The organism is Corallococcus sp. AS-1-6, from assembly GCF_020037015.1.
Lineage (GTDB): Bacteria > Myxococcota > Myxococcia > Myxococcales > Myxococcaceae > Corallococcus.
On the sequence record NZ_JAIQDE010000022.1, the window covers coordinates 138748 to 163646 of the forward strand.

15 protein-coding genes are annotated in these 24899 nt (G+C 73.0%); 12 read left to right on the forward strand and 3 right to left on the reverse strand.

Annotation, left to right across the window (positions count from 1 at the left end; all coding sequences use genetic code 11):
- The first annotated feature begins 23 nt into the window (after positions 1 to 23).
- The 3 genes from K8612_RS27030 to K8612_RS27040 all read left to right on the forward strand — a co-directional run bounded on the left by K8612_RS27030 (position 24) and on the right by K8612_RS27040 (position 2255).
- Positions 24 to 1061, forward strand: coding sequence for a hypothetical protein (locus tag K8612_RS27030; protein WP_223741199.1), 1038 nt, complete (start codon positions 24 to 26; stop codon positions 1059 to 1061).
- A gap of 152 nt (positions 1062 to 1213) precedes the next feature.
- Positions 1214 to 1759: a hypothetical protein gene (locus tag K8612_RS27035; RefSeq protein WP_223764402.1), complete on the forward strand. Its 546-nt coding sequence runs from the start codon at positions 1214 to 1216 to the stop codon at positions 1757 to 1759.
- Positions 1760 to 1913: 154 nt separating this feature from the next.
- Entirely contained in the window at positions 1914 to 2255 is a 342-nt protein-coding gene (locus K8612_RS27040) for a hypothetical protein (RefSeq protein WP_014394173.1), read from the forward strand.
- A gap of 13 nt (positions 2256 to 2268) precedes the next feature.
- Here the strand turns inward: K8612_RS27040 and K8612_RS27045 are convergent, their stop codons facing one another.
- Positions 2269 to 3795, reverse strand: a complete 1527-nt coding sequence (locus K8612_RS27045) for a peptidase M3 (protein WP_223764403.1) — start codon at positions 3793 to 3795, stop codon at positions 2269 to 2271.
- A gap of 133 nt (positions 3796 to 3928) precedes the next feature.
- Between K8612_RS27045 and K8612_RS27050 the strand changes: the two genes are divergently transcribed.
- Both K8612_RS27050 and K8612_RS27055 read left to right on the forward strand, forming a co-directional pair.
- Positions 3929 to 4867: an RluA family pseudouridine synthase gene (locus tag K8612_RS27050; protein WP_223741196.1), complete on the forward strand. Its 939-nt coding sequence runs from the start codon at positions 3929 to 3931 to the stop codon at positions 4865 to 4867.
- A gap of 77 nt (positions 4868 to 4944) precedes the next feature.
- A complete protein-coding gene (locus tag K8612_RS27055; RefSeq protein ID WP_223764404.1) occupies positions 4945 to 10578 on the forward strand; it encodes a hypothetical protein in 5634 nt (1877 codons plus the stop codon).
- A 4-nt stretch (positions 10579 to 10582) separates the two neighbouring features.
- On the opposite strand, the gene K8612_RS27060 is transcribed toward K8612_RS27055, so the two are convergent.
- Entirely contained in the window at positions 10583 to 11452 is an 870-nt protein-coding gene (locus K8612_RS27060) for a hypothetical protein (RefSeq protein WP_223741195.1), read from the reverse strand.
- Between the two features lie 60 nt (positions 11453 to 11512).
- On the opposite strand from K8612_RS27060, the gene galU reads away from it, so the two are divergent.
- The 6 genes from galU (at position 11513) to def (ending at position 23014) form a co-directional block, all read left to right on the forward strand.
- Positions 11513 to 12415, forward strand: a complete 903-nt coding sequence (galU, locus tag K8612_RS27065; protein WP_223741194.1) for a UTP--glucose-1-phosphate uridylyltransferase GalU — start codon at positions 11513 to 11515, stop codon at positions 12413 to 12415.
- Positions 12412 to 13164 carry a hypothetical protein gene (locus K8612_RS27070; protein WP_223764405.1) on the forward strand — a complete coding sequence of 251 codons (753 nt, stop codon included), beginning with the start codon at positions 12412 to 12414 and terminating at the stop codon, positions 13162 to 13164. The genes galU and K8612_RS27070 overlap by 4 nt, the downstream gene beginning before the upstream one ends.
- A 102-nt stretch (positions 13165 to 13266) precedes the next feature.
- The gene (locus K8612_RS27075; RefSeq protein ID WP_223764406.1) at positions 13267 to 13875 is read left to right on the forward strand and encodes a glutathione S-transferase family protein; all 609 of its coding nucleotides are present in this window, start codon (positions 13267 to 13269) and stop codon (positions 13873 to 13875) included.
- A 178-nt stretch (positions 13876 to 14053) separates the two neighbouring features.
- On the forward strand, positions 14054 to 16447 hold the full coding sequence (priA, locus tag K8612_RS27080; RefSeq protein WP_223764407.1) for a primosomal protein N': 2394 nt from the start codon (positions 14054 to 14056) through the stop codon (positions 16445 to 16447).
- A 16-nt stretch (positions 16448 to 16463) separates the two neighbouring features.
- Complete coding sequence (locus K8612_RS27085) at positions 16464 to 22433, forward strand: response regulator receiver protein (RefSeq protein WP_223764408.1); 5970 nt, start codon at positions 16464 to 16466, stop codon at positions 22431 to 22433.
- Positions 22434 to 22486: 53 nt separating this feature from the next.
- Entirely contained in the window at positions 22487 to 23014 is a 528-nt protein-coding gene (def, locus tag K8612_RS27090; protein WP_223741189.1) for a peptide deformylase, read from the forward strand.
- Here the strand turns inward: def and nth are convergent.
- Positions 23011 to 23721, reverse strand: coding sequence for an endonuclease III (gene nth, locus K8612_RS27095; protein ID WP_223764409.1), 711 nt, complete (start codon positions 23719 to 23721; stop codon positions 23011 to 23013). The genes def and nth overlap by 4 nt on opposite strands.
- Positions 23722 to 23756: 35 nt before the next feature.
- Between nth and ltaE the strand changes: the two genes are divergently transcribed.
- On the forward strand, positions 23757 to 24782 hold the full coding sequence (gene ltaE / locus K8612_RS27100) for a low-specificity L-threonine aldolase (RefSeq protein WP_223764410.1): 1026 nt from the start codon (positions 23757 to 23759) through the stop codon (positions 24780 to 24782).
- The last annotated feature ends 117 nt before the right edge of the window (positions 24783 to 24899 follow it).

Genomic DNA, 24899 nt, shown 5'->3' on the forward strand with positions numbered 1-24899 from the left:
GCCGTCCTGGTCGTGGAGGTTCCGTGAGAAGTCTGACGAAGTCCGCCGCCCTCGCCCTGGTCCTGGCAGCCACCGGCTGCTCCGACCCCGTCGACAAGGCGGCCAAGGCCCGCATCTTCTCTCCGGAGGACCCGCCGAAGGTGGTGGCCTCGGCGAAGGAGAAGCTGCCGCCGGAGGACGTCGCGGACAACCCCCAGGTGTCCCGCCGCATCCTGGGCATGGACGCCGCGGAGGTGACCGAGCGGCTGGGCCCGCACTCCTTCCAGTCCACCCTCGGCTACGAGTGGGCCGGCCCGAACGGGAACACCCCCGTGAAGCTCACGGAGACGCGCTCCTTCCGCGCGGGCCCCGGGGGCGTCAACGGCGACTTCCACGGCATCCTGGAGAACTCCCGGGACCAGGGCCTGGAGGTGATGCGCGTGAAGGGGCAGGTCTTCGCCCGCAACCGCTACGGCCCGTACCGCCAGCGCCTGCGCGACCGGGGCATGGCCGAGCGCACCCGCACGGAGCTGACGGGCGCCATCCGCGACTTCGACAGCCTCTTCCAGGGCCGCATCAAGCTCACCCCCGCGGGCACCGTCACCCACGAGGGGCGCACCGCGTGGAAGTACAACGTGTCCCTGGGCGCCCCCCAGGAGGGCGGCACGCCCCAGAAGCTGCCCGCGGCCTTCACGCCCAAGAACGCGGACGAGACGACGAAGCGCCGCGCCAACTTCTTCGCGCACCGGCTGCCGCGCTCGCTGGAGGGCGAGGTGCTGGTGGACGCGGCCACGTCCGTCGTCCTCAAGGCCCGGCTGGACGGGCGCATCGGCGTGCCCCAGGAGAAGACCCCGGAGGCCGCGGAGCTGCGCATGACGCTGGAGTCCGCCCTGACGGAGATTGGCAAGGACCCCCAGTTGCAGCCGCCGCAGGACTTCCTGCCGGACGCGGACAAGCCCCAGGGCATCGCGGACGCGCTGGACCACTTCGGCATCCCGCGCAACAAGGCCGGCGACTCGACCGCCACCCCGGGCGCCACGCCCGGCGCCCCCGACCCGGAAGACGAGGGCGAGGGCAACTGACGCACCCCGCCGCGCCTCGCCGGACCTCCAGGCCCCCGGAGGCTGTGACGGCCGTGTCCTGCACGGGCCTCCACCTCCGCGCGCCCCTTCCTGTAAGTGCCTGACGCGGCTGGGGAACCCCCCTGGCCCTGGCCTTGCTCTCACGGGAGGCCATGTTCCGCACCGCCCTCCCCCTGGCGTGTGCCGGGCTCGCACTCCTGGCGACCCCGGCCCACGCCGAACCCGCCCGCAACCTGGGCATCACCGTCGCCCCGCTGGGGGCCTACGTGCTCCAGGGCGACGCGGAGGCGGAGTCCACCATGGGCTACAGCGCGGGCCTGGGCTGGGCGTACCGCAAGCCGGGGGCGGTGCTGGAGGTGGGCGGCCACCTGGCGTCCAGCCGGCACCTGACGGAGGTGACGCCCATCTCCGTGCGCGTGGTGCCCCTGGGAGACACCCGGGTGCGGCCCTTCCTGGGCGTGGGGGCCAGCATGCTGGTACCCCACTCACGGCCCCAGCCGGTGGCCCCGGACGCGCTGGGCAGCCGCGTGCTCCAGGTGGGCCTCGAGCTGTGCGGCGGCGTGGGGGTGGAGCTGGGGGACCACCTCTTCCTCTCCGCCGAGGCGCGCTACCAGAACTTCTCCGCCAGGGGCTCCCCCTTCTCCGGGGAGCGGCAGGCCCTGCGCTCCACGTACCTGGGGCTGGGGATGCACCTGTAGCTGTAGCGGGTGGGGCGGGTCGCTACAGACTGGCAGCGCCCTGTTGGAAGAAATTTTGACGGCCCTCTTGCGTCCTCTACAATCCTCGTCGGTTGCGGCCCAGACGCATCTGACATGCTCGGGTGTTCAGGCGTGCACAACGAAGGGAGCGGAGATGGAGCGCAAGGTCGGAAGTAGCACGTTGACCGCGAAAGAGGTCAAGGCGGCGCTGGAGAAGTCCACCACGCTGACGGCCACGGAGGAGAAGGCCCTGCGCATGCGCCATGGCGCGGGCGCTCCCAGCAAGAGCGCGCCGCTGCCCCGCGCCGCCGGTGCGAACGCGGAGCTGGCGGACGAGCTGCTCGTCATCGAGATGCAGTTGATGAAGGCCATGCGCGCGCGCACCGGCCAGACGCGCACCGCGGCCAACGCCTCCAAGGCGCCGGCCCGCGAGGTCGCCCCGGCCAACGCGGCGAAGGACAAGATCGTCCGCGCGCTGCGCGCCAAGAAGAAGTAGGGGGCCGGACTCCCTACTGGTTGAGGATGGCCACGAGGCGCGCTCCCGCCTCGGGCAGCGCCAGCGGCGTGCCCGAGACCTCCGTGGCCAGTCCCTCCGCGTCGGCGGCGCCGCCCCGCGCGAAGAGCCCCTTGAGCCAGGTGAAGGCGGCGGGGTTGCGCCAGAAGTCCTCGTTGAACCGCTCCAGGAGAGAAGCGGTGAGCCGGGTCTCCAGGGCCCAGGCCCGCAGGTAGCGGGTGACGTAGAGCTGCGAATCCACGTCATGCAGGAAGAAGCCCGGGTGCGGCTGCGCGAAGAGGGCGCGGCGCTGGCCGTCGGCGTACTCGTCCGCGCGGTCCGCGGAGGCGCCCTTCGTGGTGAGGGACAGCTCGTAGGACAGCTTCGCGCAGTGGCGCCGCAGCACGGCCAGGGCCTGGAAGGCGGCCAGGCGCACGACGTCCTTCGTCGTGCCGGACGGCAGGCCCAGGTAGCGCTTGAGCCAGGGCGGGGACAGGAGCAGCCGCTCGAAGGTGGCGGCGAAGGCCTCCGTGACGGAGGCGTCGCCCAGGCGGCGCAGCTCCATGGGGGCGTCCGCGTCCACGTGGGCCAGGTGCCACGCGTGGCCCAGCTCGTGGAGCAGGTCGCCCAGCGCGTCCATGCCGCTCCGGGGCTGGAGGACCAGGTGGACCTCGTGGGGCACGCGCACGGCGGCGACGAAGGGGCGTGACGCCTTGCCGGGGCGGGCCTCGTCGTCCAGGCGGATGCGGCCGCCGGCCTCCGGGTGCAGGCCCCAGTCGGACAGCCAGCGCATCACGGCGGGGACGGTGTCCTCGCGGCGGAAGTGCGCGTCCATCCACGGGGCGCGAAGGGCGTGCTGCACGTCGTGGCGCCGCGCCTCGCCGCCGGGCAGCGGGCGCAGGGTGGGCTCCAGCTTGCGCAGCACGTAGGCCAGCACGTCGCGGTAGGCGTCCTCGGTGCGCTTGAGGGTCTCCTCGGCTCCTTCCGCCAGCTTGCCCGCGTCGATGCCGGTGACGTCCTGGCGCAGCGAGGGGTAGTCCGGGAAGCCCAGCACCTCCGCGGCCTGGAGGGCGGCGTCGCGCCGGTCTCCGTAGGGGCCGCGGTGGTCCCAGAGGAAGTTGCCGGCGCCGCGCTCCAGCAGGGCGCGGCGGGAGCGGCTGGACTCGCGCGGAAGCTGCGACAGGGCCTGGGCCAGGGACAGCGTCGTGTCGTCCGCGGGGATGTGGGAGCGGGCCTCCAGCGCGACGACGGCGTCCGCCGCGGGCAGGGCGAGCGACTCCTCCACCTGGGTGGCGATGAGCTCGCGCACCAGAGTGATGCGGCGGATGGCGACGGGGTCGGGGTCGCCCTTGCCCTTCGCGCGGGCGAGCGCCTCGTTGGCGGCGGCGAAGGTCTCTGGCGAGGACAGCTCCGGGAAGGAGGCGTAGAGGCGCGCGACGGGGAGGTCCGGGGAGAGTCCGGCGCCGTAGCGGTACTGGAGGGTGGCCAGCTCGGCGAGGAAGTCATCCAGCCGCGACCGGACGGAGAGCAGGGGGCGGTCCATGGCGGCGCGGAAGGTAACAGGAAGCCCGCGTCAGGGCAGGGAGCACGCGCATAGAGTGTCGCGCCATGTCCTCCGCCCCCGCCGCCTGTCCGCATGCCCCCCTGGAGTCCCGCCTGGACGGGAAGGGCGCGCGATGAAGCGCCGGACGTTCCGGGCGGAGGGGGCGCACGTGGGGCGCGCCCTGGCGGAGGCGGTGGCGGAGGAGCTGGGGCTGCCGGTGGCGGACGTGCGGCGGCTGGTGGACGTGGGCGCCGTGTACGTGGCGGGGCGGCGCGCGCGGGACGGGGCCGTGAAGCTCCAGGCCGCGCAGGTGGTGACGGTGGTGCTGGAGGAGGCGGGGCAGAGCCCGCTGGAGGCCGTGAGGCCCGCGGGCTCCTTGCGCGTGCTGTTCGAGGACGCGGACGTCATCGCGGTGGACAAGCCCCCGGGGCTGAACGCGCAGCCCACGGAGGGCCGCGTGGGCGGAAGCCTGGTGGATCTGGTGGGAGAACACCTGGGCCGGCAGGCGGGGCTGGTGCACCGGCTGGACCGGGAGACGTCCGGGGTGACGGTGTTCGGCAAGACGCCCGCCGCCACCTCCGCGCTGGCCGAGGCGTTCCGGGAGGGCACCGCGCGCAAGCGCTACCTCGCGGCGACGGGGCCGGGGCTGCCTGCGGGCGGCACGGTGGACCTGCCCCTGTCGAAGGACCCGTCGCGGCCGGGGCGCTGGCGGGCGACCCGCGCGGCCAATGGCGTGCCCGCGTGGACGGACTACCGGACGCTGTTCGCGGGTGAGGCGTTCAGCCTGGTGGAGCTGCTGCCCCGGACGGGCCGCACGCACCAGCTCCGGGCGCACCTGACGGCGCTGGGGAGGCCCATCCTGGGGGACTCGCGCTATGGCGGCGCGGCGAGCGCGGGCGGGCTGATGGCGCCGCGGTGCCTGCTGCACGCGCACGCGCTGGAGCTGGGGCATCCGCGCACGGGCCGGCCGCTGCGGCTGGAGGCGCCGGTGCCGGAGGACCTGCGGGCGTTCTTCGAGTCGGCGGGCGTGCGCGTTCCGGAGGGGCCCATCGTGGCCATGGACGCGTCCTGAGAATCTGGAAAACCCGGGCCCTGTGCTGGCGGACAGGGTGCCCGTGTCCCGCGCATCGTGTGTAGACTGGGGGCTTCATGGGTGGCGGGAGACACGGCAAGGGCCCACGGACGCCGGAGCCCTCCCTGCGCGGACCGGAGCTGGGCTCGCGAGGAGAGGACGTGCGAGGCGCGGTGGCCCGGATCTGCCGGGACGCGGCCCGGTTGCTCCAGGAGGGGCAGGCGGCGCGGGCGTATTCCGGTCTGGTGTCCGCCAGCCGCTCCCTGCCGATGACGCCCCGGCTGGCGGCGGTGCTGGTCCGGTGCGCGCTGAAGGCGGGCACGGAGCGCGCGGTCATCACCCTGCTGGACGCGGCGATGGTGACGGAGCGGGGCGAGGTGCGCCGCGAGGTCCGCCGCCAGTTGTCGCGGGTGTTGCGGCGCACGGGGCAGGAAGCGCGCGCCGCGGCGGTGCTCAACGGGTTGTTGATGGACGCGCCGGACGACGCCCGGGCCCGCTTCGTGCTCGACGTGCTGCGCGAGCGGGTGGCGAAGGCGAAGCCGGTGCCGCGGCCCCCGGCGGAGGACGACGAGTCCCGGACGAAGACCGTGGAGGTGTCCGCGCTGGCGCTGTCGGATCCGGAGCTGGGCAACACGGTGGTGGAGATGCCGGTGGTGGCGGTGCCGGCCCCGCAGGCGTGGACGCCCCGGGCCGCCACGGTGCAGGTCCCGCTGGGCGAGTGGGCGGAGCCGGCACGGGCGGCGTCGCGAGGGCCGGAGTTCCCCTGGGATGACGAGGGGCCGGGCAAGGCCCGGGTGGTGACGCCGCCGCAGGTCGCGAAGACCGTCGCACGGAGTGAGACGGACTCCGGCATCGGGCCCGTCGAGTCACCCCAGCTCGCTGATCAGCAGGAGGCTGGCGAGAAGGGACCGGATGCGGTGCGCCCTGAAGTCGCGGCGCAAGCACCGGGCGATCCGGCCCCCGAGGGCTCGGGTGCATCGTCGTCCGTGGACGAAGCGCCTCGGGTTGAGAGCGCTGTTGGCGAGGCGAACGCTTCGTCATCCGGGAACACCGCGGATGCGCCTGCGCCCGTCGTTACGCCGTCGAACACCTCGCCGTCCGCGACGGTGCCTGAACACGTCATCACGGCGTTGAGCGCACTGATGCTGTCGGGCCCGGCAAAGGCGCCGGAGCGCGTCGATGCGGCAGCGTCGTCAACGGAGCAGCACGGCGCTGGAACGTCGCCAGCGAGCGCAACGCAGACGCCACTGCTTCCGGACACGGCAGCCGCGTCCGAAGTGAAGGCCGTTGCGACCGAGTCAGCGGTGTCGGATGCGGTGCAGGCATCCGACGAGAAGGTCGATGCATCGACGCCTGTTGCCGCGCCGTTGTTCGAGTCGACGCAGGTGTTCGGCAGGAAGCTCGAGGACGCGCCGCCAGCCGATGCCGCACAGCCCGTATCGCTGAATCCAACCGAGGAGGCACCGGCCTCGACGATGGCGGCGTCCGCGAAGACCGCCGGTCCTGACGCGTCGGCTTCGGAGCGGATGGAGCCACGTCCGCCGGATGCGGTGCTGGTGCCGGGAGCGCCTTCCCAGGCCTTCGACGCGGACGAGTCGACGTCGGAGGTCCTCCCTCCACCTCCGTCCGAACCGGCCGCTGAAGCGGAAGCCAAGGCGCCGAGCGAGGACGCATCGACCGCGAAGAAATCATCCCCCCGCCAGCCGGATGCGGTGCTGGTGCCGGGTGCGCCAGCGATGGCGTTCGACGACGAAGAGGCGACCTCGGAGATCATCCCGCCCGAGCGGGTCGAAGCGGAGAAGGGCGCTTCCGCGTCAACGCAGTCCCGGGACGGGAAGCCCTCCGCTCCGCGACGGGCCTCCGTGCTCGTCCCCTCCACTTCGAAGCCCGGGTTCGACGAAGAGGAATCAACTTCAGAGGTCGTCTTCCCGCAGGAGGGGGCCGCCACCGCCGTGCCCCCGGCACGCACCGCGGACGAGGGCTCGGAGCGGGCTCAGTCCCAGCGCCAGGAGGCGCAGCTCATCGCGCGCAGTGCCTGGCGCGAGCTGGCCCAACTCTACCTCAAGCGCGCGGACCGGGCGAAGGACGCCCCCGAGCGCGCCGAAGCGCTGACGCGGCTCGCGGAGGTGATGGAGAACGAGCTCCAGGACTCCGCGGGCGCCGCACGCATGTACCGGGAGATCGTCGAGCTGACCGGTGAGCGCACCGCGCTGCGTGAGCAGGTCCGGCTGTTGTCGCAGCGGGAGGACGCGTCGCTCGTGCGCCGTGCGCTCGATGACGCGATCTCCCGGGCGAGGACCTCGCGGGCCCGCGCCGTGGCCCTGCTGACGCGAGGCGAGCGGCAGTTGAACATGGGCAACCCCGCGAGGGCGCGCGAGGACTTCGAGGCGGCGGATGCGCTCGTGCCCGGGATGCTGCCGGTGCTCGCGGGGCTGGTGCGCAGCGTCTCCGACGACGAGCGCTTCGCCCAGGTCGAGCGCCTGCGCGCCGCCTGCGCCGCCGCGCCTCGCCGCGCGCCAGATCGCCTGGAGGCGCTGCGGGTGCTCGCGCAGACCGCGGAGGAGTCCCTGGGCGACCTGCGCATCGCGCAGTGGGCCTGGGCGGAGGTGCTCGCGGAGAGCCCGGAGCAGGAACAACCCCGGGAGCACCTGCTGGCGCTCGCGCGCCGTCTGGGGGACCTGCCCGCGCTGAGTGCGTTGCTGCACGCGCAGCTCGCCCGCGAGCCTCGGGGGCCGGCCGCGCGCAAGGCGCACCTGGAGCGGGTCGCCACGCTGGAGGCGATGGGCGACGCGGGAGCGGCCCTGGCGGAGCTGCGCCAGGCCGTGCGCTTCGAGCCGGGGCACAAGGAAGCCTGGCTGCTGCTCGCGGACCGCTGCACCGAGCGTGAGCAGTTCGGCGAGGCCGCCTGGGCGCTGGAGAACGCGGCCACCGCGACGGAGGACGACGAGGAGCGCCAGCACACGTGGGAGCGGCTCGCGCTCTTCTGCCGCGAGGTGCTGCACAACACGGAGAAGGCCCGTCTCTACGCGCGCCGCGCCGAGAGTCTGCGCAAGTCCCGCGAGCAGCGCGCCCGTCCGCCATCGCCGGAGCCCGCGCGTCCGGCGCCATCGCAGGCCGTCGGGGTGCCGCCTCCGTCAGTGCTCGTCGCGCCGCCGGTCGCCACGGGACGGGTGCCCGCGGCGAAGCGCAAGGACCTGTCCGACGAGGTGACGTCCAACACGGATGTCCCCTCGTTGCTCCAGGCGGAGGAGGCCTCGGCCGCCAATGCACCGGAGAAGCGCTCGCCCGGAGCGGACCCGAAGGCCGGGGCTCCAGGAGCCAGCACGACTTCGCGCAAGGGGCGCGGCAACGCGGCAGGAGATGAACCCGACGCGTCTCCTGGCAACAAGAAGCGAGGGCGCGCGGGAGCGCGGAGTGACACGGCTGAGCGCGTGTCGCGGAAGGAACCCGAGCGAGGCTCGGGAGCGTCTCCTGGCAAGGCCCCCTCGGGACGGCACGCGTCGGTGGGAGACACCGCCCAGGGAACGGAAGCGCAGCGCCGCCCCGCATCCGGGAAGGCTCCAGTGGGAAGCCCGGTGTCCCTCGCGGATACAGTGCCGGGAGCGGAGGTCGAGCTTCCTGGCAAGGCCGCTCCGGGGCGTCACGCACCGGAGGACACCGCAAAGTCCTCCACGGAAGCCCCTCGGCAACCCAAGGCGCCCTCGGGACGTCATGCGCCGGTAGGTGGTGCCGCACCGTCACCTGCGGAAGCCACGCGCCAGCCCAAGGCACCCTCCGGAAGCCATGCGCCTGTCGGTACCGCCGCGCCGGGCCCAGACGCCGCACGCCAGCCGAAGACCCCGTCCGGTCGTCACGCTCCCGTTGGCGTGTCGGCCGCAAGCACGGACCCCACCCGCCAGCCGAAGGCCCCATCCGGCCGTCACGGCTCAATCGCGAGCACGCCGCCGGAAGCAGAGCCCCCGCGTCGCGCCGCGAAGGCGCCAGCGGAGAGCCCTGTCCCCGTCGCGGAGTCCGCCCCCGCTCCCAGCGGCATGGCACGGGCCGCGAAGCCGTCTCGCGGCGGCTCGGCGCAGGAACCCGGCCCCACGCCGGACGACGCCACTTCCGCGCCCGACCGCAAGCCGCGCGCAGCCGCCACGCCTCCTCGCGAAAGGACCACGGCCTTCGGCGCCGCGCTCCCCCCAGACGCGGAGCCCGAAGCCCCAGCGTCGCGCAAGGCCGCGCCCACCCCCGAGGACAACGCCTCCCGCTCCTCCAAGCACCCGGGCACGCAGGTCCGTGAAGCCCCGTCCCGCGTGGAGCGTGCCCCTCGCGCCGGCCACGCGCCTCGACTCCCGCTGTCCGCCAGCGGCGTGGAACCTCCCGCCGCCCCCCGTGCCCCGCTGTCCGCCAGTGGCGTGGAACCTCCGGCCCCCGCGCCGCGCGCCATGGCCGGAGCCTCGCGCCCCGTCGCCCCTCCCGCGAAGGGCCGCGGCGCTCCCGAAGCCCCGCCCGACATCCCGCTCCTCAGCCAGATTCCGTCCGAGGACGAAGACGAGGACGCCCAGGAGCTCGGCGCCGGGCCCGTGGAGGCCACGAGCGTCATCGCGTGGGAAGCGCCTCCCGGCCGCATGGACCCCGTGCGCCGCATCCACCGCGCCGGCCGCCCCGAAGGCACCGTCTCCGGCCCGGCCCCCACCACGCGCCCCCAGGCCCAGGGCCGCCCCACCGTCGGCTCCACCGAGACCCGCGAGACGCCCGCCGCCGTCCCGGACCCCGCGCCCCCCGCGGACGCGACCTCCGCGGAGCCGCTCGTCTTCAAGCTCGTGCGCGAGCGCCCGCTCGACCCGAAGCCCTACCGCGGCCTCGTGGACCACTTCGACCAGCGCGGTGACGTCACCCGCGCCGCGCTCATGCGCGAGCTCGCGGACGCCCTGGAGGGCCGCGACGTCCCCGCGCCCCGCGTGCAGCGCGCGCCCCTCACCCACCAGGAGCGCGCCGGCCTGCGCCACCCGGGCCTGCGCACCCCGTCCGGCGAGCTGCTCGCGTGCGTGGGCATCGCGCTGTGCCGGCTGTTCCCGTCGCCCGCGCGCATCGCCAACACCACGGAGCCCCTGCGCGCCTCCTCCGGCCCAGGCGCTGGCGCCGTGCTCGACGCGCTCAACGGCGCCGCGCGCCTTTTGGGCGTGCCCCTGCCGGAGCTCGTCGCGGGCGACGACGACAGCGCCAACATCACCCCGCTGCACACCACCGCCCCGCGCCTCGTCGTGGGCCGGCTCCTCGTGCAGCAGCCCCCGACCAACGCCGAGCTGCGCTTCCACGCCGGCCGCGCCCTGTTCTCGCTGTCACCGGACCTGCTCGCCCTGCGCGCCCTGCGCAAGGACCACCTGCTGCGCGCGCTCGCGCTCCTGTCCTCCGTCCTCAAGAACCCCAAGGACGCCGGTGACGACGCCCGCGTGGTGCGCGAGTCCCTGTCCCCCAGGGCCCTGGAGCGCGCCGCCCTCCTGATGGAGCCCGGCACCCGGGACTTCGACGCGAGCCTCCTCGTCGCCGCCGCGCGCGACTCCGCCAACCGCGCGGGGCTCGTCGCCTGCGGAGGCCCCGGGCCCGCGCTCACCGTGCTGCGCGCGCGCCGCCCCCACGACTCAGAGCTGGAGGAGCTGGTCCGCTTCGCCGCCTCCGAGCGCTACCTCGCCCTGCGAGACGCCTCCGAAGCCGGCCGGGGCCGCTGACGCTTCAGTTCACCAGCAGCCGCAGCGTGAGCGACAGCACGCGCCCGTTCAGCCCGCCCAGGTCGTGCTGGTACGCCAGGTCCACGCCGCCGCCCCCGGGCGACAGGAAGCCCGCGCCCACCGTCACGCGCGAAATCTTCTGGAAGCCGTCGTACGTGTAGCCCGCGCGCAGCGGAATCGTCTGGTCGAGGATGTACTCCGCGCCGGTGTTGTACGTGAGCACCGCCGAGTCGCGCGTCTCGAAGTCCCCGCGCATGTCGAACGCCACCACCACCGCCTGCCCCACGTAGGCCGCGTGCGCGGAGAAGTAGCGCGTCAGCTCCACGTTCTCCGTGTCGATGAGGTTGTGCCCCGACACGCCCAGCGAAAGCTGCTCGCTCAGCCGCAACAGGATGCCCGCGTCCATCGTGATGGAGTTGGCGAAGCGCGACTGGCCGTTCAGCCGCAGGTAGTGCCCCGACAGGCCGATGAGCAGCGACTCGCCCAGCGGCAGCGCCGCGCCCAGCGTGCTCAGGTTCGCGGACGTGCGCCCCCCGCCGCGCCCCAGCGACAGCCAGTGGTAGTCCACGCCCAGCGCCAGCCGGCCGCTGCTGGAGTCCGCCAGGGTGACGCCCAGGAAGCCCTCCTTGTTGCGCGGGTCGTACGCCCCCGTGCCCTCGATGCGGTAGGCCGGGAACAGCGCCATCGCCGCCGGATTGCCCAGGAGTGCGTCCGCACCCATGCCCGTGGCCCGGAAGGCGCTGCCCATGCCCAGGGACCGTGCGCTCGCGACGTTGCGCAGCTCGTCGGCCCGCTCGGTGGTGGCGGCCCGGGCGATGAAGGGGACCGCGGACAGCGTCAAGGAGAGGGCGGCGAGGATGGCACGGAGCGGCATGGGGCCAGGGAATCTATCCGGCTTGCTGGGGTTCTGGGCCACCAATAGATTCCCCGCCCCATGTCCTCCACCGACACGAAGGCAGCGAAGCTCATCCGCAAGTGCGTCATCCCCGCCGCCGGCCTGGGCACCCGTTTCCTCCCGGCCACCAAGGCCGTGCCGAAGGAGATGCTTCCCATCGTCGACACGCCCACCCTCCAGTACATCGTGGAGGAGGCGGTGAAGGCCGGCATGGAGGACGTCGTCGTCATCAACGGCCGCGGCAAGGGCGCCATCGAGGACCACTTCGACATCGCGTTCGAGCTGGAGACCACGATGCGCGCGCGCGGCAAGACGGCGGAAGCGGACCGCATGCGCGCCATCGCGAACCTGGTGCGCATCATCAGCGTGCGCCAGAAGGAGCCGCTCGGCCTGGGTCACGCGGTGCTGTGCGCCAAGAGCGTCATCGGCGACGAGCCCTTCGGCGTCCTCCTGGGCGACGACATGATCGACTCGGAGGATCCGGGCATCGGCCAGTTGGCGCGCATCTACCAGCAGCACCAGAAGGCCGTCATCGCGCTGATGGAGGTCCCCGACAGCGAGACGCACCTGTACGGCATCGCCGCCGGCAGGGACCTGGGCAACGGCGTCATCCAGATCGACCACGTGGTGGAGAAGCCCAAGAAGGGCACCGCCCCGTCGAACCTGGCGGTGATTGGCCGCTACGTGCTGCCCCCGTCCATCTTCCCCATCCTGGAGAAGCAGACCACGGGCGTGGGCGGCGAAATCCAGCTCACGGACGGCCTGGCCACGCTCCAGAAGAGCGAAGGTCTGCTGGGCTACAAGTTCCAGGGCCAGCGCTACGACGCCGGTGACAAGGTGGGTTACCTCAAGGCGAACATCGCCTATGCGCTCAAGCGCCCCGACCTGCGCGGAGGACTCCTGGAGTACCTGCGCGAGGTCGTCAAGACGGAGAAGCCGTGAAGCGTCTCATCGCCGCATCCGCAGTCCTCGTGTCCCTCGCCGCCGGCGCCTACGTGCTGCCCGGCGGCTCCATCCTGCGGCGCATGGCCAACGCGCGGGAGGAGAAGCACCTGTCGGCCTTCCGCGTGGAAGGCTCTGTCATCTTCTCCGCCACGGGCGTGGCGGAGGCCGGGGCCGCCCTCAACGTCCCCACCGACCGCCCGGAGCTCCAGGGGGACGGCGTGCTGTCCGTGAAGATTCCGGGCCGCTGCCGCTTCGACGCGAGCTCGCCGGACAGCAGCCTCAAGTCCTCCACCGTGCAGGCCTCCGGCAGGAAGCGCGTGGAGGGCAAGGAGCTGCCCGCCATCTCCGTGCTGGTGGCCCAGGTGTGCGCCAGCCTCGCGCAGGACGCGGGCAGCGTGCAGGACACCAAGCTGGCCCAGGAGGCCTACCTCCAGGGGCTGGGCGTCAACACGAAGGTGACGTCGCTCGCGCGCTTCGGCGGTGAGGTGGCCTACGTCCTGGGAGACCCCGCGGAGGGCAAGCCCCAGTTCTGGGTCTACAAGGACGCCTTCCGGCCCGCGCGCCTGCGCTACGCGGACGCGTCCGGGGCGGCCTGGGATGTGCGCTTCCTGGACTACGCCTCGCCCGCCACCGGCGACTGGATGCCCCGCACGGTGGAGGTGTGGAAGGCGGGCCAGCGCGTGGTGCGCTTCACCGCCCTCAAGGCGGACAACCGCTCGGCGGTGCCGGACTCGCTCTTCAAGTAGCGGCTTCGCTTCGATTCGCTTGCGATGGGCGGGGCTCACGGTGAAAGTCCTGCCCGTTCCAGGACCGGGATTTCCCCGGTTCCTGGCCCGGAGGCGATTCGCATGAAGCTCTATGGCAACCCGATGAGCACGTGTACCCGCAAGGTCCTCACCGTCCTGGCGGAGAAGGGCCACCAGGCCGAGTTCGTCAACATCGACCTGATGAAGCACGAGCAGAAGACGCCCGAGCACATCGCCCGTCATCCCTTTGGCGTGGTGCCGGCGCTGGAGCTGGACGACGGCTTCATCATGTACGAGTCGCGCGCCATCGCCCGCTTCCTGGACCGCACCCTGCCGGGCCCGTCGCTGACGCCCGCGGACCCCAAGGCCTACGCGCTGATGGAGCAGTTCATCGGCGTGGAGCAGTCCTACTTCTCCAACCAGGCCATGAAGATCGTCATGGAGCGCTTCCGGGGCACCAACAACGAGGAGAACATCGCCAAGGGCCGTGAGGGCATGAAGCGTCCGCTGGAGGTCCTGGACGCGGCGCTGGCGAACCGGCCGTTCCTGGCGGGCAATGACTTCACGCTCGCGGAGGTCTGCTTCGCGCCGTACATGGAGTACCTCTTCGCCATGGGCGAGAAGGACACCGTGGCCCCGTACAAGAACGTGATGGCGTGGTGGGACCGCGTGTCCAACCGCCCGTCCGTGAAGAAGGCCCACGGCCGCTAGGCCGCCCGCACGGCCCTCTTCCGCGCAGGCCACCCGGGCCTCTTCCGCACCCTGTCCTCCAGGGCCGGAAGGGGCCCTTCGTGTTTCCCGGGGCAGGAGGCATGTCAGACGCCCGGGGCACAGTGGATCCCGGGTGCAGGACGGGCGGGCCGGGGGAACTGGCGGCAAGAGGTCGGTCATGGAGCAGGAGCACTTCGCGCTGGGTGGTTTTCCCCGGACACAGGGAGAGGCCCCCTCTCGCGGTTCCATTCCGTTGCGGACGCGGCGTACGGAAGTGGGAAGGGAAGTGTCGCAGCGGGAGCACGCCGCTACAGTGCGCCCCGCCGTGAGCGCCACCCCCGCCCAACTCGCCTCTGTCGCCGTGGGCCGTCCCGTGCGCGGGGAGTTCACCTACCTGGTGCCGGAGGCGCTCGCGGGCAACCTCGCCCCGGGGCAGCGCGTGCTCGTGCCCTTCGGCCGGGGCATGGCGCTGGGCTTCTACCTGGGGCCCGCGAACGCGCCCGTGGAAGGGGGCGTGCGGCTCAAGCCCATCCAGCGCGTGCTGGAGGACTCGCCGTCCCTGCCCAAGGACCTCATCGCGCTCCTGCGCTTCACCGCCGAGCACTACCGCTATCCGCTGGGCGAGGTCATCCGCGGCGCGCTGCCGCCGGGCCTCTCCACCGCGGTGGATGAGAAGGAAGCGAAGCCGGACATCCAGTTCTTCGTGGAGGCGCTCGTCACGGAGCTGCCGCCGGCGCTGGCCCGCGCCCCGGCGCAGGCCGCGGTGCTCCAGTACCTCCTGGCGGTGGGCGGACGCGCGCCGCTGGACGAGGTGACGCACGCCATCCCCGGCGCCCGCGAGACGCTGAAGAAGCTGGCCACGCGCAAGTTCGTGAAGTGGGTGGAGGTGACGCTCCAGCCCGGCGTGCGCGAGGGCCTGGTGCAGAACCGCCCGGACCGCCTCACCCCGGAGCAGGCCCTGGCGGTGAAGGAGCTCCAGGGCGCCGTGGACGCGGGCGGCTTCCAGCCGTACCTCCTGCACGGCGTCACCGGCAGCGGCAAGACGGAGGTGTACCTGCGCGCGGTGGAGCACACGCTCGCGCGCGGCCTGGGCAGCCTGGTGCTGGTGCCCGAAATCGCGCTCACGCCCCAACTGGTGGGGCGCTTCCGCAGCCGCTTCGGCGGCGACGTGGCGGTGCTGCACTCGGGGCTGAAGGACCGCGAGCGGCTGTTCCACTGGCAGGCGCTGCGTAAGGGCACGGTGAAGATCGCCGTCGGCGTGCGCTCGGCGGTGTTCGCGCCGGTGGAGCACCTGGGGCTCATCGTCGTGGACGAGGAGCACGACCCGTCCTTCAAGCAGGACGAGAAGCTGCGCTACCAGGCGCGCGACCTGGCGGTGGTGCGCGGCAAGCAGGCCGGCGCGGTGGTGGTGCTGGGCTCCGCGACGCCTTCGCTGGAGACGCTCCAGAACACGCGCTCCGGCCGCTACAAGCTGATGGAGCTGAAGAACCGCGTGGACGACCGGCCCATGCCCACCATCAACCTGGTGGACCTGCGCGTGGAGCGTCCGCGCGAGGGCCAGGTGACGGAAGAGGCGCCCATCCTGAGCCCGCAGATGCTCCAGGCCATGGAGGAGACCGTGGCCAAGGGGCAGCAGGTCATCCTGTTCCTCAACCGCCGCGGCCACAGCACCATCCTCCTGTGCGAGGTGTGCGGCCTGTCCCTCAAGTGCCACGACTGTGACGTGTGCATGACGCACCACCGCTCGCAGAACCGGGTGGTGTGCCACTACTGCGGCGTGGCGTTCCCCGTTCCGAACGCCTGCCGCGAGTGCACCGGCCCGCTGCTCAAGCTCGGCATCGGCACGGAGCGCGTGGAGGCGGAGGTCCTGGAGCGGATGCCGCACGCACGCGTGGCGCGGCTGGACCGCGACTCCGCGACGAGCGCGGAGAAGCTCACGGAGCTGCTGGCGTCCTTCGCGCGGCGTGAAATCGACGTGCTGGTGGGCACCCAGATGGTGGCCAAGGGGCACGACTTCCCGGGCGTGACGCTGGTGTGCGTGGTGATGGCGGACACCTCCCTGGCGATTCCTGATTTCCGAGCCGCTGAGCGGACCTTCCACCTGCTGACCCAGGTGGCGGGGAGAGCGGGGCGCGGGAAGGACCCGGGGCGGGTGCTGGTGCAGACCTACAACCCGGACGCGGAGCCGGTGAAGCGGGTGCTGGCGCACGACTTCGACGGGTTCTCCAAGCAGGAGCTGGAGTGGCGCAAGGCGCTGGCCTATCCGCCCTTCGCGCGCATGGCGGCCGTCCGGCTGGAGGGCGAGCACCCCGAGCAGACCGCGGGGGTGGCGCGCTTCCTGGGGAACCTGGTGGGACGCCACATGCCGCCGGCGTCGGCGGGGGTGCGCCTTTTGGGGCCGGCCCTGGCGCCCATTGCCCGAATCCGGGGCAAGACGCGCTGGCAGTTGCTCCTGAAGGCGCCGACGCATGCGGCGCTCGCCCCATTGCTCGCCCGGTTGGAGGCGGCGTTGGCGGATGTGCCGAATGGGGTGAAGGTCGTCATCGACGTGGATCCCGGGGCCATGCTGTAGACTCCCGGGCTCCCCCATGGGCGCCTCGGTCCTCCTCGTACACGACGACATCGCCACCATCGCCGCCGTCCGGCGACTGCTGTCCCGCGAAGGGCACGAGGTCATCCTCGCGACCTCCGCCGCGGACGCGCTCATCGCCTTTGGCCATCACCTGCCGGAGCTCATCGTGCTCGCGCCGGGCGTGGAGAGCGGCCGCGGGCGCGTGGTGTTGGAGGAGCTGGTGCTGCACCCGGATGGCCACAAGGCGCGGGTGCTGCTGTTGAGCGAGGCCATCGAGGGCTTCAGCGCGCCGGTGGCGCCGCTGCCCCTGGACGGGCCGAGCTTCGTGACGCTGGTGGACACGTTGATCCGCGCGCCGGCGGAGGCGGATGGCTGGCGCGTGGTGGAGAACCGGACGCTGGGCGAGCCGGTGAAGGGCAGCGCTCCGGAGCCGGACGAGGCCTGGCACGCGACGGCGCCGCGCTCGGTGGGCGGAGACCCCGCGCTGGCGAACGCGCTGTTCGGGGACCTGGCGCCGCTGAACCAGACGGACTGGGAAGTGGCGGCGATGACGCGCGAGGAGCGCAGCGCGCACGCCGTGCACCAGCAGCGCGAGCGCAGCATGAACGCCGCGCTGGAGCAGGCGCACCTGGAGGTGGAGTCGGAGGCCATCGCCTCCATCGACTCCGCGCTGTCGGTGGGCACGAAGTCGCAGTGGGCCGGGGCGGCGGAGGGTGACTCCGGCGAGGCGTGGGGCGAGGAGGATCCCGACGCGAGCGTCGGCAACGAGTGGGACGCGGAGCCGCCGAACGCGGAAGGCGCGTTCGAGGGCCGCCCACCGGAGGCGCGCACCACGTTGCGCTTCCCGTTCCCGAACGAGGGGGGCACGGAGGAGGCGCCCGCCGAGGGGCGGCTCGCGTTCCGTGAAGAGCCGCTCACCCCGCCGGGGCTGAAGCCGGTGAAGCCCGCGCCGAAGCTGGGGGACGAGGGCTTCTTCGACGTCGACTCGGACGAGGACGGCGGGGCGGCGAAGGCGCCGGAGCCGGAGGGCGCCGCGCCGCTGGCGTGGAAGGAGCTGGAGCCGGATCCGGAGCTGGAGGCGCGTGCGGCGCCGGGCGGCGTGGACGACTCCGACGAGACGGACTTCGGTTCGGTCGCGGAGGACGTGGCGGCGGAGGAGCGGGCCGCGGCGGCGGGTGCGTCGGAGGCGGAGGACGCGCCCTCGGAGCCGACCGAGGAGGAGCTGGCGGCGGCGGGCCTGTCGAACTGGGACGTGCTGGAGGCGGAGCTGAAGGCCTCCGCCGAGGCGCGCGAGCGGGAGGAGGAGTCCTCCTCGGCCGACGCGAAGCCGGTGGGTTCGGACTGGTTCGACTCCGAGACCGTCGAGGAGGCCAAGGAGGAGGGTTCCAAGCCCCTCCAGTGGACGGAGCCCGCGAGCCCGACGAACGCGGCCCCCGCGAATCCAACCAAGGCGGCGTCGCGTCCGGAGGAGGCCACGGGCTCGCGCGAAGGCGGAACGGCGGACAGCGCCGCGCCTCGCGTGAACACCGAGAGGCCGCTGCGTGTCGCGGCCCGTGTCCCGCTGCGCGCGTCGGGCAAGAGCACCGCGGGCGTCGTGGCGAGCGTGGGTGTCTCGTCCGCGAACCCGGGCGATGCGACCGGCGCGGGAGGCAGCGCCGCGAGTGCGGCGACCGGCGGCACCTCGACGCGTCCGGGCAACGAATCCGGAGTGGGGGCCGGTGGCCGCGCGGCGGGCCTGGGCGACCCGTCTGGAGCTGGGGCGGAGCGGGGCGGTCGCACCGCCGCGGGGCTGAGCGACAAGCCTGGAACGGGTGAACCGGTCAGGGCCGGTGACTTCTTCGAGCATCCAGGCGGCAAGGGCGGAGCAGGGGATGCGACGCCCGCGGGTCCCTCCGCGAATTCGCGCGACGCGCTGGTGGAGCGCGCGAACGCCCGGCGGGATGACCCGGCACTGTCGGCGCCAGTACAGGTGCCCGGAGGTCCGCGGCGGGCGAACGCGACGCGCACCCAGGAGCAGGAGGCCACCGCTCCAGCGCGCACGGATGGGGCCGAGCCGTCGTCGGATCTCGTCGCGGAGCTGGAATCGCTGCGCGAGGAACTCGCGCTGGCCCACGCCGCCATCGAGGAGGCGGAGGCCCGTGCCGCCGACGCGGAGGCCCTGGCCGAGTCGGAGCAGTCGCTCCGCGTCGAGCTGGAAGAGCGCATCGAGAGCGAAGCGCGAGCCCGCGAAGACGCGCGGCTCGAAGCGGACGCGGAGGTAGAGGCCCGGAGCGCCGTGGAGGTGCGGGCCGAAGCGGAGGTCCACGCCCGCGCCCGCGCCGAGTCCCTGTTGAAGCAGGCCTCGGAGGCCAAGGAGGCCTCGGAAGTCCAGGCCGTGTCGGCGACGGAGGCCCTCGCGGAGGTCGAGGCGAAGCTCGCCTCCGAGGCCGGAAGCCGTGTGGAGGCGGAAGCCCGCGCGGAGGCGGAGGCGCGCGACCGCCGCGAAGCCGAGGCCCTCGCGGAGATGGCCCGGCTCGAGATGGTCGAGCTCGAGAAGCGCCTCGCCACGGAGGTCCAGGCGCGCGAGGAGGCCGAGCTCCGGGCCCGTCAGGAAGCGCAGACGCGCGAGGAAGCCGAAGCCCGCGCCGAGCTGGAGCAGGCCGCGCGCACGGACGTGGAAGCGCGGCTCGAAGCCGAGATCGAAGCAAGGATCGCGGCCGAAGCCCGCGCGGACGCGCGTCAGCGAGCGCAAGCCGAATCCGAGCAGGCGGAGGGCCGCGACAGCGAGGACGCCGGGCTCCGTGCGGAGCTGGAGGCACGGCGCGCCGAGGCGGAAGCCCGGGCCGAGGCCGAGGCGAAGGCCCGCACCGCCGCTGAAGCGAAGGTGAAGCACTCCGCGCAGGCGCTGTCCCTGGTGGAGGTGCGAGCGCACCAGTTGGCCCAGTCGCTGGCCGAGTCCGAAGCCAAGTCGAAGCAGACCGCGCAGGCGCTGGCCCAGGCGGAGACGCGGGTGCAGCAGGCCACGCAGGCGCTGGCGCAAGCCGAGGCGAAGGCGAAGCAGTCGGCGCAGGCCCTGGCGCAGGTGGAAGCCAGGGCGCAGCAACTGGCGCAGGTGCTGCTCCAGGGCGAAGCCAAGGCAAAACAGTCCGCCCAGGCCGCGAGCCAGGCCGAGGAGGTCCGGGCCGCCGCGGAAGCCGCCGCGGAACGAAACGCCGAAGCCCTGGCGCAGGCGGAAGCCCGGGCCACGAAGGCCGAGGAAGCCCTGGCTGAGGCCCAGGCCCGAGCGGACGACGCCGAAGCGGCGAGGCAGCAGAACGAGACGCGCTTCGCGGAGACCCTGAGCCAGGTCAACGCGCGGATGGAGCAGCTCAAGCAGGCCCGTCAGCGAGCCGAAGCCAAGGCCGCGCAGCCCGCCGAAGCCCTGGTCCAGGCGGAAGCACGGGTGGAGCAACTGACGCAGGCCCTGAAGCAGGCCCAGGCCCGCGAAGAGCAGCTCAGCGCCGAAGCGAAGAAGACCGCCGAACAGCTCAAGCAGGCCCTGGCCGAAGCCAAGGCCCGCGCGGAGCAGCTCCAGCAGCTCCAGGCCAACTCGGGGACCCGAGAGGGCCAGTTCACGCAGGTCCAGGCCGAAGCCCAGGCCCGCATCGAACAGCTCACCCAGGCGCTCACCGAAACAGAGGCCCGAGCGGAGCAGCTTGAGCAAGCACGCACCGAAGCCCAGGCGCGCATCGAGCAGCTCACGCAGGCACGGGCCGAAGCAGAGGCCCGCGAGGAACAGCTCCTTCAGGCGCGCACCGAAGCCGAAGCCCGCGCGGACCAGCTTGCGCAGGAGCGCACCGAAGCCGAGTCACGCATCGAGCAGCTCACGCAGGCACGAGCCGAAGCCGAGTCGCGCATCGAGCAGCTCACGCAGGCACGCACCGAAGCCGAAGCCCGCGCGGACCAGCTTGAGCAGGAGCGCACTGAAGCCGAGTCGCGCATCGAACTGCTCACGCAGGAACGCATCGAAGCGGATGTCCGCGTCGAGCAGCTCACGCAGGCACGAGCCGAAGCCGAGTCACGCATCGAGCAGCTCAAGCAGGCACGCACCGAAGCCGAAGCCCGTGCGGATCAGCTTGCGCAGGAGCGCACCGAGGCCGAATCGCGAATCGAGCAGCTCACGCGGGCACGCACGGAGGCCGAGGCCCGCGAGGAGCAGACCACCCACGCGAGCACCGAGGCCCAGGCTCTCATCGAGCAGCTCACACGGGCACGCACCGAAGCCGAGGCCCGCGCGGAGCAGTCCGCCCACGCGAGCACCGAGGCCCAGGCGCGCATCGAGCAGCTCACGCAGGCGCTGACCCAGGCCCAGGCCCGGGCGGATCAACTCGCGCAGTCCCTCGCCCAGGCGGAGTCCCGCGCCGAACAGTCCACGCACGACGCGGACGAACTCGCCCGGACGCGCCTGGCCCAGGCCGAACAGGCTCGCGCCGAAGCGGAAGCCGCCGCCGAACAGCAGCTCCAGGCCCGCACCGCCGCGGAGGCCCGCGCCCTCCAGGCCGAGCAGAAGGCCGCCGAAGCCACCGCCAAGGCCACGTCCGAAGGCCGGCTGCGCACCGTGCTGGAGGTCCGCCTCGATTCCGAAGCCCGCGCCCGCCAGGACCTCGAAGCCCGCCTCGAAACCGAGTCCCAGGCCCGCACCGCCGCGGAGTCCCGCCTCGCCGCCGAGACCCAGGCCCGCACCGAAGCCGAAGCCCGCGCCCGCTCCGAATCCACGGACCTCGCGCAGGCCCGGGACACCCTGCAAGCGCAGCTCGACCAGCTCCGCGAGGAGCTCACCCGCGAGCGCGAAACCCGCGCGAGGCTCGAAGCCGAAGCCGTCGAACAGCGCCTCCAGGCCGAACGCGAGCGCGAAGAACTCGAAGCCCGAGCGCAGCGGGACGCGGAGGAGGCCGCGGCCCAGGCCCGCGCCACCATCATCCCGCTCGAATCCCCCGGCCGTCCGGAGATGGCGGTGTCCCGCAGCGGCAGCCTCACGCAGGAGGGCCTCGCGCGCCTCATCCTGCGGCTCTGCGACGCGCGCATGGAGGTGCGCCTGGAGCTCAAGGTGATGAACGCCTTGCGCGTCCTCTGGCTGCGCGACGGGGCCCTGGTCGGCGCCGCGTCCTCCGCGCAGGGCGAGTCCCTCGTCGACCGCGCCCGCGCGGACGGCCTCATCGACGCGCGCCAGGAGGCCGAGCTGCGCCTCGTGCGCAGCGCCACCACCGGCACGCTGCTGGAAGCCCTGCGCGGGCGCGGCTACGTGCGCGAAGCCGAGTCCGTCCCGCTGGTCCAGCGCTACACCGAACAGGTCTTCCTGGACGCGCTCTCGGAGCCCTCCACGCTCTACCGCCTGGTGCCGGAGCCCGCGCCCCACGAAGTGGCGCTCGCCGCCGCCACGCGCCCGCCGCTGCACCTGCTCGCGGAAGGGCTGCGCAACACGCTCACCGCCGAATCGCTCCTGGACGCCGCGGGCTCCCTGCGCGCCCAGGTCTCCCGAGGCGACGCGCACATGCCCCCCGCGGACTTCGGCCTCTCCGCCCGCGAGCTCCAGCTCCTGCAAGCCGTGGACGGCGAGCGCACCCTGGAGTCGCTGCTCCTGGGCGCGGGCCTGCCGCAGGACGGCGCGCTCAAGACGCTCGCGGTGGCGCGGACGCTGGGCCTCATCGCGCTGCATCCGCCGTCGGAGGACGCCCAGGGCGGCCTGCCGCCGGAGCTGGACGTGCACCGCCTGGAGGCCAAGTTCGAGGAGATCCAGGACGCGGACTACTTCACTGTGTTGGGGCTCGCACGCTCGGCCGGCAGTGAAGAGGTCAAGCGGGCATACGCCCTGCTCGCCGCCGAGTTCCACCCGCTGCGCTTCGCCGGCCATCCGGACCCCGCGCTCCAGCACCGCGCCCAGCAGATCCGCGCGGTGTTGACGGAGGCCGCCCGGGCGTTGGGAGACGACCGACTGCGGGGCGAGTACGCCCGTAATCTGCTCGACTGATGCCCGGTGGAACGGTTGCCCGTCGCGGTCCGGAGGGGTTAAGAGTCCCCTCCATGGTTCGCGAGATTCTCATCTGGCCCGACCCCATCCTGAAGCAGAAGGCCAAGCCGGTGGCGAAGGTGGACGACAAGGTCCGCGCGCTCATCAAGGACATGTTCGAGACCATGTACGCCGCCGAGGGCGTCGGGCTCGCCGCCCCGCAGGTGGGCGTCCTCCAGCGCATCATCGTCCTGGACACCCGGCCGCAGCAGCCGGAGTCCAAGCCCCTGGCGATGATCAACCCGGAGTTCGTCTCGCTCGAAGGGGAGACGACCTACACGGAGGGCTGCCTGTCCATCCCCGGTGAAGCCGAGGACGTGGACCGCGCCGCCGTCGCCACCGTGCGCTACCTGGACGAGGAAGGCCAGGAGCAGACGCTGCGCTGTGACGGCCTGCTGGCCATCGCCGTGCAGCACGAGACGGACCACCTGGATGGCACCGTCTTCGTGGACCACGTCTCCACGCTCAAGCGCGAGTTCATCCGCAAGCGCATGAAGAAGCTCAAGGCCTCGCGCGAGCAGGGCGCCCCGGCGTCCGCCTAATCCTTCGCGGTGGCGCGCACGCCCTTCTTCGGGCACCGGTCCGCCACCACGCAGGAGCCGCAAACGGGCGAGCGCGCGAAGCACGTGCGCCGCCCGTGCCACACCAGCAACTGATGCCCCAGCGTCCACCGCTCGCGAGGCAGCAGCGCCTGCAGGTCCTTCTCCACCTTGTCCGGGTCTTCCTGCGAGGTGAAGCCCAGCCGGTACGCCAGCCGCTTCACGTGCGTGTCCACGGGGAAGGCCGCGTCGCCGCCCAGGTGGATGCACACCACGCCCGCCGTCTTCAGCCCCACGCCTGGCAGCTCCGCCAGCGTGTCGCGCACCAGCGGCACCTGTCCGCCATGCTCCGAGACGAGCGCGCGCGCCGTGGCGACGATGTTCTTCGCCTTCGCGCGGTACAGCCCGCAGGTGCGGATGAAGGGCTCCACGTCCGAGGGTTCGACGCGCGCGTAGGCCTGGGCATCCGGGAAGCGGGCGAACAGGGCGGGGGTCACCAGGTTGACGCGCTTGTCGGTGCACTGCGCGGACAAGATGACGGCGACCAGCAGCTCCAGCGGCGTGCGGTAGTCCAGCTCGATGCGGGCGTCCGGCATGGCTGCTTCCAGACCGTCCAGGACCGACACCGCACGCTGCCGCTTCTCACCCACTGTCTCTCGCCGGGCCACGCGGGCGTTGTATGTCACGGGGCGGCCCCGCCCAAGCACCATGGCGGGGCGCCCCTTTTCACGTACCGAGGAGAACCATGAAGCCCATCGACTTCCGCTCCGACACCGTGACGAAGCCCACGCCCGCCATGCGCAGGCTCATGGCCGACGCGGAGGTGGGTGACGACGTCTACGGCGAGGACCCCACGGTGCGCCGGCTGGAGGAGCGCGTGGCCGAGCGGCTCGGCCTGGAGGCCGCCGTCTTCGTCCCCTCCGGCACGCAGGCGAACCAGATCGCCATCGGCGCGTACTGCCGTCCCGGCGACGAGGTGCTCACGGAGGAGGGCAGCCACATCCTCCAGTACGAAGGTGGCGCGGTGCCGGCGCTGTGGGGCGCGCAGCCGGGGCCGCTGCCGGGCGAGCGCGGCCTGCTGAAGCCGGAGACCGTGGCGGCGGCGGTGCGCGAGGACAACATCCACAACCCGCGCACGCGCCTGCTGTCGCTGGAGAACACGCACAACCGCGGCGGCGGCACGGTGTGGCCGGTGGAGCGCTTCAAGGCGGTGGTGGAGGCGGGGCGCAAGGCCGGGCTCGCGGTGCACCTGGACGGCGCGCGGCTGTTCAACGCGGAGGTGGCGGCGGGCAGGCCCGCGTCCGCGTGGGCGTCGCTGACGGACTCGACGTCAGTGTGCTTCTCGAAGGGGCTGGGCGCGCCGGTGGGCTCGGCGCTCGCGGGCAGGAAGGACGTCATCCGCGAGGCGCGGCGGCTGCGCAAGCGGCTGGGCGGCGGCATGCGGCAGGCGGGCATCCTCGCGGCGGCGGCGCTGTACGCGCTGGAGCACCACGTGGAGCGCCTGGCCGAGGACCACGCCAACGCGCGCCGGCTGGCGGAGGGCCTGGCCCAGGTGCCGGGCGTGAAGGTGGACCTGTCCCGGGTGGAGACGAACATGGTGTTCGCGGACCTGCTGCGTCCTGCGGCGGAGGCCTCCGCGCTGCTCCTGAAGCAGGGCGTGCTCGCCAACCCCACCGGCCCGCACTCCATCCGCCTCGTGTGCCACCTGGACGTGTCCGCCGCGGACATCGACGACGCCCTGGCGCGCATCCGTCAGGCCTTCGCGAGCTGACACGGACGGCACCCCGCCCGGGTCCGCCGCGGCCTTTGAGAACCTGTCCGACTGGAGGTCTGCGCGGAATAAGCAGTCCTACGAGCCGCATAGAGGTGGGGTGACATCGCAAGAAGA